The organism is Curtobacterium sp. MCLR17_042, assembly GCF_003234695.1.
GTDB lineage: Bacteria > Actinomycetota > Actinomycetes > Actinomycetales > Microbacteriaceae > Curtobacterium > Curtobacterium flaccumfaciens.
On the sequence record NZ_QKTD01000011.1, the window covers coordinates 71,301 to 82,417 of the forward strand.

The following is an 11,117-nucleotide window of genomic DNA, read 5'->3' on the forward strand; positions in this document are numbered from 1 at the left end:
AGAACGCGGTTCCACGGGCCTCCGGCGCCCCGCATCGATCACGGCGGGGTCCAGTCGTAGCCGTCGACCCACCACGTGTAGTACAGCCAGACCCACTGCAGCCCGACGAACGCGACGACGACGGCCACGCGGTACACCCGCGACCGCGGCAGCGCCACGATGCCGAGCAGCGGCGCGATCGGCACGAGGATGCGCCAGGTGCTCGACTGCGGGAAGAACACCGCCAGCAGGTACACCAGGTACGCCACGCCCCAGAGTCGCAGCTCGATGCCGATCCGGCGTGCGGCCGGCATGCACACGAACGCCACGAACCCGATGAGCACGACGACGAGCAGCACCGCGCCGGCCGGCTGCCCGAACCACCACCCGAACCCCTGCACCCACGGCGCGAACGGCACGAGTTCCTTCCACCCGATGTACGACGAGCGCCAGGCGAGCTCGGTGTCCGTGTAGGCCTTCGTCACGCCGGTGACCGCCCACGCGATGGCCGGCCAGGCCAGACCGACCAGACCCGACACCGTGGCGACCACCGCGGGTGGGACGAGCCGGCGGAGGGTCAGCGGTTCCGACGAGCGCACCCACGCCGGGCGGATCGCCCACGCGGCCACGAAGAGCACCACCAGGAACGCGAAGGCGAGCCCCGTCGGTCGGGTCATGCCGAGCAGGAGGACGACGGGCAGCATCGCCCACCACCGTCGATCCACCATGAGCAGCAGCGCGACGAGCAGCAGGAACAGGCCCATCGACTCCGCGTAGGCCACCTGGAACATCGCCGACACCGGTGCAACGCAGAACAGGACCGTGGCGAACGTCGCCCGTGCGGGGTCGAGGAACCGTCCCATGAGCCGGCGGAACACCAGCGCGGCCCCGAGTCCGGCGAGCAACGACACCGAGACCGCGACGAACTCGAACGACGCTCCGGTGAGCAGCGTGAGCCCGCGCACCAGGAACGGGTACGCGGGCATGAACGCCCACGCGTTCTCGGTCACGTGCCCGGCGGCGTCGACCGGCAGCGTCGACGGGTACCCGCCCGTGGCGATCACGCGGTACCAGGCGCCGTCCCAGATCGACGCGAACGACAGGTAGCCCGGGCTCTGCACGGTGAACGAGTTCGCCGCCTGCACGCGGGCGAAGGCGAGCATCATCGCGCCCGTGACGAGCCGCGCCAGCACGTAGACGACCGTGATGCGCACCCACCACGGGACGACCCGGTACCGGGCCAGCCAGCGGTTCCGAGCAGGGGTCCTCCGGGTGGCCCCCGCCGTCGTCAGGCCGTCAGCCACCGACGCAGCCCGGCCTCGACCGCGGTGATCTGCGCGACCGGGACCTGCTCGTCGTCGTGGTGGGCGAAGACCGGCTCGCCGGGGCCGTAGTTGACCGCGGGGACCCCGAGCGCCGAGAAGCGTGCGACGTCGGTCCAGCCGTACTTCGGACGGGGCTCCGGTCCACCGACGGCCGCGACGAAGTCCTGCGCGAGCGGGGCGTCGAGTCCGGGGCGGGCACCGGCGGCGAGGTCGACGATCGTGACCTCGTACCCGTCGAACAGCTCGCGGATGTGGGCCACGGCTTCGTCGGCCGAGCGCGAGGGGGCGAACCGGTAGTTCACGTGCACCATCGCCTCGTCGGGGATGATGTTGCCCGCGATGCCGCCGCTGATGCCGACCGCGTTCAGGCCCTCGCGGTACTCGAGCCCGTCGACCGTCACGGTCCGCGGTTCGTACGCGGCCAGGGTGGCCAGGATCGGGGCGGTCTTGTGGATCGCGTTGTCGCCGATCCAGCTCCGGGCGCTGTGCGAACGCTTGCCGAACGTACGGATCTCGGCGCGGAGGTTGCCGTTGCACCCGCCTTCGATCTGCGCCCCGGACGGCTCGCCCAGGATCGCGAAGTCGGCGGTGAGGAGTTCGGGTCGTGTCCGGGCCAGGCGGCCGAGGCCGTTCAGGGCGTCGCTGACCTCCTCGTGGTCGTACCAGACCCAAGTGACGTCGACCGAGGGGTCGACCAGGTCGTACGCGAGCTTGAGCTGCACCGCGCAGCCCGCCTTCATGTCGACGGTGCCGCGGCCCCAGAGGATCTCGGTGCCGTCCTCGGTGGTCCGGAACTCGGTCGGCAGGTTGTCGTTGAGCGGCACCGTGTCGATGTGACCTGCGATGACGACGCGGCGGTCGCGGCCCAGGTTCGTCCGCGCCACGATTGCGTCGCCGTCGCGGATCACCTCGAGGTGCGGCAACGGTGCGAGCACGGCCTCGATCGCGTCGGCGAGGGCCTGCTCGTTGCCGGACACCGACTCGATGTCGCAGATGGCACGGGTGATGTCGATGGACGAGGCGGTGAGGTCGAGGTGCTCCGGCATGCGGGCAGCCTACCGGCCGCCCCTCGCACCGCCCCGGCAGTCCGGCCGGACGGTGCCCGCCGACGGCCGCTCGGTACCCTGGAGCCGTGACCGACACGACTGCCTCCGACCGCCCGACCCACGCCTGGGGCCACGGCCTCGCGACGATCGCCGCCGACGGCACGACGCTCGACACCTGGTACCCGGAGACGCACCTCGGCGCGCTGCCCGCCGACGCCGTGTTCCCCGCCGAGCTGCAGGCGCACGTCGGTGACGACCCCCGCCGCGAGGTCCGGATCGAGGCCGTCACCACCGAGATCACGATCGACGCCGGCCCGACGAGTACCCCGGACGCGTACCTCCGCCTGCACCTTCTGAGCCACCTGCACGTCCGCCCGAACGAGGTCTCCCTCGACGGCGTCTTCGGCCACCTGCCGATCGTCGCGTGGACGAACGCCGGCCCGGTGCACCCCGAGTCCCTGACGCGCCTGCGACCGTCCCTGCAGCGCGCCGGCATCGCCGTGCACGCCATCGACAAGTTCCCGCGCCTGCTCGACTACGTCGTGCCGGACCGCGTCCGCATCGGTGACGCCAACCGCGTCCGCCTCGGCGCACACCTGGCGCCGGGCACCACCGTCATGCACGAGGGCTTCGTCAACTTCAACGCCGGCACCCTCGGTGACGCCATGATCGAGGGCCGCGTCTCGCAGGGCGTCGTCGTCGGCAACGGCACCGACATCGGCGGCGGCGCCTCGATCATGGGCACGCTGTCCGGCGGCGGCACGCACCGTGTCTCGCTCGGCGAGCGCGCGCTGCTCGGCGCGAACGCGGGCCTCGGCATCTCGCTCGGTGACGACTCCGTCATCGAGGCCGGTCTCTACGTCACGGCCGGCACGAAGGTGGTGCTGGTCGGCGCGGCACCGAACCCCGACGGCACCCCGAAGACCGTCAAGGCCGCGGAGCTCTCCGGCACCCCGAACATCCTGTTCCGCCGCAACAGCATCAGCGGCGCCGTCGAGGCACTGCAGCGCAAGGGCGAGGGCATCCAGCTGAACACCGCGCTGCACGCGTAGCGCTCGGCCAGCGGTCACGACGCGCCGCCTGCGTGCGCCGAGGGCGCACGAACTGTCGCTCCGGCACCTGCCGGACGACAGTTCGCGACCGCTCGGCGAAAGTAAGCGGCGCGTCCCACGATCCCGCACCGACAGACGCACCCGCCTGGAGGCCCGGTACCGGCCCACGAGACCGGCACCGGGCCTCCAGGCCATCGCGTCCAGAGCCGCAGCCCGCCCCGCGAGTGGTCACAAACACGCCGCCTGCGCGCGCCGAGGGCGCGCGAACCGTCGGTTCGACGCCCTCCGGACGACAGTTCGCGACCACTCGGCGAAAGTAAGCGGCGCGTCCCACGATCCCGCACCGACAGACGCACCCGCCTGGAGGCCCGGTACCGGCCCACGAGACCGGCACCGGGCCTCCAGGCCATCGCGTCCAGAGCCGCAGCCCGCCCCGCGAGTGGTCACAAACACGCCGCCTGCGCGCGCCGAGGGCGCGCGAACCGTCGGTTCGACGCCCTCCGGACGACAGTTCGCGACCACTCGGCGAAAGTAAGCGGCGCGTCCCACGATCCCGCACCGACAGACGCACCCGCCTGGAGGCCCGGTACCGGCCCACGAGACCGGCACCGGGCCTCCAGGCCATCGCGTCCAGAGCCGCAACCCGCCCCGCGAGTGGTCACAACACGCCGCCTGCGTGCGCCGAGGGCGCACGAACTGTCGGTTCGACGCCCTTCGGACGACAGTTCGCGACCACTCGGCGAAAGTAAGCGGCGCGTCCCACGATCCCGCACCGACAGACGCACCCGCCTGGAGGCCTGGTACCGGCCCACGAGACCGGCACCGGGCCTCCAGGCCATCGCGTCCAGAGCCGCAACCCGCCCCGCGAGTGGTCACAACACGCCGCCTGCGTGCGCCGAGGGCGCACGAACTGTCGGTTCGACGCCCTTCGGACGACAGTTCGCGACCACTCGGCGAAAGTAAGCGGCGCGTCCCACGATCCCGCACCGACAGACGCACCCGCCTGGAGGCCTGGTACCGGCCCACGAGACCGGCACCGGGCCTCCAGGCCATCGCGTCCAGAGCCGCAACCCGCCCCGCGAGTGGTCACAACACGCCGCCTGCGTGCGCCGAGGGCGCACGAACTGTCGGTTCGACGCCCTTCGGACGACAGTTCGCGACCACTCGGCGAAAGTAAGCGGCGCGTCCCACGATCCCGCACCGACAGACGCACCCGCCTGGAGGCCTGGTACCGGCCCACGAGACCGGCACCGGGCCTCCAGGCCATCGCGTCCAGAGCCGCAACCCGCCCCGCGAGTGGTCACAACACGCCGCCTGCGTGCGCCGAGGGCGCACGAACTGTCGGTTCGACGCCCTTCGGACGACAGTTCGCGACCACTCGGCGGAGGTGAGCGGCGCGTCCCACGATCGCGCACCCACCGACGCACCCGGCTGGAGGCCCGGTGCCGGTCCCCGAGACCGGCACCGGGCCTCCAGGCCGTCGTGTCCAGTGCCCCACTCCGCCCCGCGAGTGGCCACAACACACCGTCCGCGTGCGCCGAGGGCGCACGAACCGTCGTTTCGACACCCGCCGGACGACCGTTCGCGACCACTCGGCGGAGGTGAGCGGCGCGTCCCGCCCGACGGCGGCACGCGGCGCACACGCACGAGCGCCCCGCGCCACGGAACCGTGGGGCGGGGCGCTCGGAGTCGATCAGCGCTCGGGGACGTCGCGCTCGGGTGCACCCACGTAGAGCTGCTGGGGGCGACCGATCTTGTTGAGCGGGTCGTTGTTCAGCTCGCGCCACTGGGCGATCCAGCCCGGCAGGCGACCGATGGCGAACAGGACGGTGAACATCCGCGGCGGGAAGCCCATCGCCTTGTAGATGATGCCGGTGTAGAAGTCGACGTTCGGGTAGAGCTTGCGGCTGACGAAGTACTCGTCCTCGAGCGCGATCTGCTCGAGTTCCATCGCGATGTCGAGCAGGTCGTCCTGCACGCCGAGGGACTCGAGGACCTCGTGCGCGGACTCCTTGACGAGCTTCGCGCGCGGGTCGTAGTTCTTGTAGACGCGGTGACCGAAGCCCATGAGCTTGACGCCCTGCTCCTTGTTCTTCACCCGCTCGACGAAGCGCGTCACGGGCTCGCCCGAGTCCTTGATCTGCTGGAGCATCTCGAGCACGGCCTCGTTCGCACCGCCGTGCAGCGGGCCGTACAGGGCGTTGATGCCGGCCGAGATCGAGGCGAACATGTTCGCCTTCGTCGAGCCGACCATGCGCACCGTCGAGGTCGAGGCGTTCTGTTCGTGGTCCTCGTGCAGGATGAGGAGCCGCTCGAGCGCCTTCGAGAGCACCGGGTTGGGCTTGTAGGTCTCGGCCATGGTGCCGAAGTTCAGCCGCAGGAAGTTGTCGACGAACGACAGCGAGTTGTCCGGGTACAGGAACGCCTGCCCGATGGCCTTCTTGTGGGCGTAGGCCGCGATGACCGGGAGCTTGGCGAGGAGCCGGACGGTCTGCAGCTCGACCTTCTCGGGGTCGTCGACGTCCATGTCGTCCTCGTAGTACGTGGACAGGGCGCTCACGGCGCTCGACAGGACGGACATCGGGTGCGCCGAGTGCGGCAGGGCGTCGAACAGGCGGCGGAGGTCTTCGTGCAGCAGGGTGTGCCGACGGATGCGGGCGTCGAACTGCTCGAGCTCGGCGGGGGTCGGCAGCTCGCCGTAGATCAGGAGCCACGCGACCTCGAGGAACGTGCAGTTCCCGGCGATCTGGTCGATCGGGTACCCGCGGTAGCGCAGGATCCCCTGGTCGCCGTCGATGTAGGTGATCGCGCTCTTCGTCGCACCGGTGTTCACGAACCCGTAGTCGAGCGTGTTCATCCCGGTCTGCTTCTTGAAGGTCGAGATGTCGATCGCGGACGCGCCGTCGACGCTCTGCAGGATCGGGAACTCCGCCGTGCCACCCGGGAACGTCAGCGTCGCGGTCGCGCCCTGCTGTTCGGCGGCGGGACTCACGGGGACGGGCGTGGTGGGCGGTGTGGCCGTCTTCTGAGCGTCATTGGCAGTGTCAGTCACGAGGACAGCCTAATCGCGGCACCTGTCGGTCGTGCACACATCCCAGGTGACGATTTGGTGGTTCCCACGGATTGCGGGCACCACCGGAACCACTCGGGTCCGTGCTACGCGGTGCCGAGGCGACGGCTGCTCGCCAGTCGCTGCGACGCTGCGGCGATGCGTTCGTCGGTCGCCGTCAGGGCCACGCGGACGTGCTCTCCCCCCGCTGCGCCGTAGAACGTGCCCGGTGCGACGAGGATCCCGCGGTCGGCGAGCCAGGCCACGGTGTCGAGTGCGGGTTCGCCGCGGGTGCCCCAGAGGTAGAGCCCAGCCTCGCTGTGGTCGATCCGGAACCCGGCATCCTCGAGTGCTCGCCGGAGCATGTTCCGGCGCGCCCGGTAGCGGGCCTTCTGCTGCTGCACGTGGGTCTCGTCCTGGAGCGCGACGACCATGGCCTGCTGCACGGGCAGCGGCGGCATGAGCCCGGCGTGCTTCCGGACGGCCAGGACGTCGGCCAGGATCGCGGCGTCGCCGGCGACGAAGGCCGCACGGTAGCCGGCGAGGTTCGACTGCTTCGACAGCGAGTACACGCTGAGCACGCCGTCGAGCGAGTCACCGACGACCCGGGGGTCGAGGATGGTGGGCGTCGGGGTGGTGGCGTACTCCGGGTCCCACCCGAGCTCGGCGTAGCACTCGTCGCCGACGATGACGGCCCCGAGCTCGCGGGCGCGCACCACGGCGGCACGGAGCTCGTCGATGGTCAGCACGCGGCCGTCGGGGTTGCCCGGGGAGTTCAGCCACACGAGCTTGGTGGTGGACGGCCACGCCGCCGGGTCGTCCGACGCGAGGGCCTCGGCGCGGACCAGTGCGGCGCCGAGCTCGTACGTCGGGTATGCGGCGGCCGGGAACACCACGGTGTCACCGGGCCCGATGCCGAGCCAGAGCGCCAGGCCCGCGATGAACTCCTTCGAGCCGATCGTCGGCAGCGCGTTCGCCTCGGTCAGGGCGACGCCGTGCCGACGGCCGTACCAGTCGGCGATGGCCTGCCGCAGCGCCGGGGTGCCGGCGACCTGCGGGTAGGCGTGCGCGTCGGTCGCGGTGGCCAGGGCGGTGCGGACGACCTCGGGCGTGGGGTCGACGGGCGATCCGACGCTGAGGTCGACGATGCCGCCCTCGTACGCCGCGGCGCGCTGCTTGAACGGGACGAGCTGGTCCCAGGGGAAGTCGGGGAGGTCGAGCGCCACGAGGGGGGTCCGGTCAGCCGCGGACGGGCTCGGCCGCGACGACGGGGTGGTCCTTGTGGATCACGCCGACCTTCGCAGCGCCGCCGGGCGACCCGACCTCGTCGAAGAACTCGACGTTGGCCTTGTAGTAGTCCGCCCACTGGTCGGGCAGGTCGTCCTCGTAGTAGATGGCCTCGACGGGGCAGACCGGCTCACACGCACCGCAGTCGACGCACTCGTCGGGGTGGATGTAGAGCGAGCGGTCACCCTCGTAGATGCAGTCGACCGGGCATTCGTCGATGCAGGCACGGTCCTTGACGTCGACACAGGGCTGGGCGATCACGTAGGTCACGGTTCGGGTGCTCCCTTCGACGAGCGGGTTCGAGTCTACTCGCGGCCCGGGGCCGTCCGGGACCGCAGCCCCGACAGGTCCGGCCACGCGAGGACCAGGGCGGCGATCACCGCGGGGGCGAAGTTCCACACGTACCCGGCCACGTTGGCGAGGACGAGCGGCGAGCTCTCCCCGCCGACCGACACGAGCACCTGCGTCGCGACGAGGATCCCGATGCCGATCGCGGCGACCATCGTCCGCGAGCGGTAGACGAGCCGCACGCCCACGGTCAGGCCGAGCACGATGAGGGTGGTGATGACGAGTCCGACCGGGAACGCGCCGAGCGTCTGCTGGTGCGTGACCGTCCCGAGCCCGCCGGCGAGCAGCCCGAGCAGCAGCGAGACGACGACCGCCGCGGCCTTGCCCTGGCCGGACATCTCGGCGTAGGTCTGCGGGGCCGCCGGCTGCGGGGCCGCGTCGTGCCGGAACGCCTCGACCGCCGGGGCGTGCTGCCGGACGCCGTGCGGCATCACCCACGACAGAGCGCTCGGGTCGGCGGGGTCCACGGGGTCGACGGCGACCTGGGAGCGGTACTGCTCGACCGCCGCACGCACCTTGGCCCGGACCGGCAGGACGTCGACCGTGACGTCGGCCTGGCCGCTGGCGGGGTCGACGATCATCGAGAAGGGGACCTCTTCGGCACGGGCCGCGTACTGCGCCGCGTGGTGCATCCGCACGTGGTCGGGGTGCCCGTAGCCGCCGTCGTCGGCGTAGCTGATCACGGCGTCGGCACCGGTGGAGCGGATCGCGGCGCGGACGTCGTCGACGACCTCGCCCAGGTCCGCCGCTGTCAGCGAGTCGGCCGGGGCGTCGTCCGCGGCGGTGGCCCGCCCGTCCGGGCCCCACTGCATGCCGGAGTCGACGTAGCGACGCTCCGGCAGGTCGGTCGGCCGGGCACCGCGCCCGCCGAGCCACAGGTGCTGCGGCCCGCCGAGGGCGGCGAGGGCCGAAGCGATCTCGGTCTCCCGGTGCCGCGCCACCCGCGCGGGGTCCCCGGCCAGCGGCGCCAACTGCTGCGTGAGCATCTCACCGCGCTCGCCTCGGGTCGCGGTGAGCACGTTCACCTCGGCGCCGCGCTCGAGCAGGGTCGCGATGGTCCCGCCCGACGAGAGCGTCTCGTCGTCGGGGTGGGCGTGCACGATCAGGACGCGCTCGGGGCGCGTGGCGGGGGCCTTCGACATCGTCCCCAAGGGTACGGGACTAGCGGGGCGTGACGATGTAGGTCGCCGTGACGCCGCCGCTGTCCTTGGTCTCCGAGAAGGTCAGGACGACGCGGTAGGCGTCGCTCCGGAACATGCCGAACGCGCTCGACGAGTCCGCACGCTTCGCCGACTCGGTGTACCCGGCGTCGGTGAGCTGCTGCACGGCGGCCTGGTAGTCGTCGACCGAGGCCGCCCGGACCTGCGCGACCCACCCCGAGCCGTTCGGTCCGGCTCCCCCGCCGAGCACGGTGCCGTCGACGAGCGGCACGTCGGCCGACGGGAACCCGTCCGGCACCTTGCCGTCGGAGGTCACGTCCGCGCCCTTGAGCGCCGTGTCGAGCGCGCCGTCGATGCCCCCGGCGACCGAGGACATGCCGTCCTGGATCGCCTTGCCGTCGATGCCCGCGACCCCGTCGGCGACGTTCGACGCGACGGAGGACCCGAGGTCGGTGGCCTGCTGCACGGCCTGGGTCGAGCAGCCGGTGAGTCCGGCCAGGGCGATGCCGGCAGCGACGGCGGCGATCAGCGGGGTACGGAGGGAACGCATGGCGCGACCGTAACGGACGAGCCGGGAGGCCCGGCGCGAGTTGGCTGTGAACGTGCCGTCCCCGGGGCGGTCACGTGCGCGGCGGGGCCGCCCCGGGCCTCCTTCCCGAAGAACGTGTCAGGCGACGTAGGCGCGCGTCGCCGCGACCAGGGCGTCGACGCCGACCGGGATCGCGGTCTCGGCCTGCGGCGCGTAGAACGGCGAGTGGTTGCTCGGGATCTCCTCGCCGCGGCGGAAGCGCTCCGGGTCGGTGATGCCCGTGAACCAGTACACGAGCGGCGCCCCCGCGGCGGTGGCGAGCTGGCCGACGTCCTCCGACGCCATGGCGAGCCCGATCTCGAGGTCGCGGGCTCCCGGCACCTCGGCGCGGATGGCCTCGAGCACGGTGGCGGCGGCATCGGCGTCGTTCACGGTGACCTCGGCGCCCGGTGCACGCACGATCGTCGGCTCGGACAGGCCACCAGCAGTGCTCTCGGCCCGGACGATGCGCTCGATCGAGGCGATGATGCGCTGGCGGGTCTCCTCGTTGCGGGCCCGGGTCGAGATCTCGATCACGGCCTCGTCGGGGATGATGTTCGCCCGCGTGCCGGCGTGGAAGCTGCCGACGGTGACGACCCCCGCGTCGCTCGGCGAGACCTCGCGGGCGACGACCGTCTGCAGCCGCACGACGGCCGAGGCCGCGGTGACGACCGGGTCGAGCGAGGCCTGCGGCGCCGAACCGTGCGCCCCACGGCCGTTGAAGGTCACCGTCAGCCGGTCGCTCGACGCCATCACGGGGCCGGTGCCGACGGCGACGATGCCGACCGGTGCGGGTGCGGAGTGCTGCCCGAGCACGACGTCCGGCTTCGGGAACCGCTCGACCAGGCCGTCCTCGACCATCGCGCGGGCGCCGGAGATGACCTCTTCAGCAGGCTGGAAGACGGCGACGACCGTGCCGCGCCAGTCCCCCGTGGTCGCGACCAGGCGCTCCAGCGTGCCGAGCAGCCACGTGACGTGGATGTCGTGGCCGCAGGCGTGCATGGTCGGGACCTCGCGGCCCTCGTCGTCGGTGCCGACGTGCTCGCTGGCGTAGGACAGGCCGGTGCGTTCCTGTACGGGCAGGCCGTCCATGTCGGCGCGGAGCCAGACCACGGGGCCCTCGCCGTTCGACACGACACCGACGACGCCGGTGCCGCCGACGCCCGTCGTCACCTCGATCCCACCGATCTCGGCGAGCTTCGCAGTGATGACACCGGCGGTGCGGTGCTCCTGGAAGCCGAGCTCCGGGTGGGCGTGCAGGTCCTGGTAGATCGAGAGCAGGTCGAGAGTCACGCTGACCACG

Annotated in this window: 9 protein-coding genes; 1 reads left to right on the forward strand and 8 read right to left on the reverse strand. The window is 72.0% G+C overall.

What is annotated here, in order from left to right:
- Positions 1-38: 38 nt before the first annotated feature.
- Positions 39-1,283 (reverse strand): hypothetical protein, encoded by a 1,245-nt coding sequence (locus tag DEJ02_RS12040; protein WP_111033233.1) that lies wholly within the window; start codon positions 1,281-1,283, stop codon positions 39-41.
- Positions 1,268-2,350, reverse strand: coding sequence for a succinyl-diaminopimelate desuccinylase (gene dapE / locus DEJ02_RS12045; protein ID WP_071404160.1), 1,083 nt, complete (start codon positions 2,348-2,350; stop codon positions 1,268-1,270). Before dapE ends, DEJ02_RS12040 begins: the two co-directional genes overlap by 16 nt.
- Positions 2,351-2,436: 86 nt before the next feature.
- Between dapE and dapD the strand changes: the two genes are divergently transcribed.
- Positions 2,437-3,402 (forward strand): 2,3,4,5-tetrahydropyridine-2,6-dicarboxylate N-succinyltransferase, encoded by a 966-nt coding sequence (gene dapD / locus DEJ02_RS12050; RefSeq protein WP_111033234.1) that lies wholly within the window; start codon positions 2,437-2,439, stop codon positions 3,400-3,402.
- 1,693 nt (positions 3,403-5,095) lie between these two features.
- Here dapD and DEJ02_RS12055 read toward each other — a convergent pair.
- From DEJ02_RS12055 to DEJ02_RS12080, 6 genes are all read right to left on the reverse strand, one after another.
- Positions 5,096-6,394, reverse strand: coding sequence for a citrate synthase (locus DEJ02_RS12055; RefSeq protein ID WP_111033235.1), 1,299 nt, complete (start codon positions 6,392-6,394; stop codon positions 5,096-5,098).
- 164 nt (positions 6,395-6,558) lie between these two features.
- A complete protein-coding gene (gene dapC / locus DEJ02_RS12060; protein ID WP_111033236.1) occupies positions 6,559-7,677 on the reverse strand; it encodes a succinyldiaminopimelate transaminase in 1,119 nt (372 codons plus the stop codon).
- Positions 7,678-7,690: 13 nt separating this feature from the next.
- Complete coding sequence (fdxA, locus tag DEJ02_RS12065; protein WP_017887060.1) at positions 7,691-8,008, reverse strand: ferredoxin; 318 nt, start codon at positions 8,006-8,008, stop codon at positions 7,691-7,693.
- Positions 8,009-8,043: 35 nt separating this feature from the next.
- A complete protein-coding gene (locus DEJ02_RS12070) occupies positions 8,044-9,228 on the reverse strand; it encodes a PIG-L deacetylase family protein (protein WP_111033237.1) in 1,185 nt (394 codons plus the stop codon).
- Positions 9,229-9,247: 19 nt separating this feature from the next.
- Positions 9,248-9,796, reverse strand: coding sequence for a hypothetical protein (locus tag DEJ02_RS12075; RefSeq protein ID WP_111033238.1), 549 nt, complete (start codon positions 9,794-9,796; stop codon positions 9,248-9,250).
- Positions 9,797-9,913: 117 nt separating this feature from the next.
- On the reverse strand, positions 9,914-11,107 hold the full coding sequence (locus tag DEJ02_RS12080; RefSeq protein ID WP_220034921.1) for an amidohydrolase: 1,194 nt from the start codon (positions 11,105-11,107) through the stop codon (positions 9,914-9,916).
- Positions 11,108-11,117: the final 10 nt, after the last annotated feature.

What these genes read in the sequence shown, in the direction of transcription:
- dapE (WP_071404160.1), bottom strand. Translation starts at nt 2,350, where the DNA reads ATGCCGGAGCACCTCGACCTCACCGCCTCGTCCATCGACATCACCCGT.
- DEJ02_RS12070 (WP_111033237.1), bottom strand. Translation starts at nt 9,228, where the DNA reads ATGTCGAAGGCCCCCGCCACGCGCCCCGAGCGCGTCCTGATCGTGCAC.
- DEJ02_RS12075 (WP_111033238.1), bottom strand. Translation starts at nt 9,796, where the DNA reads ATGCGTTCCCTCCGTACCCCGCTGATCGCCGCCGTCGCTGCCGGCATC.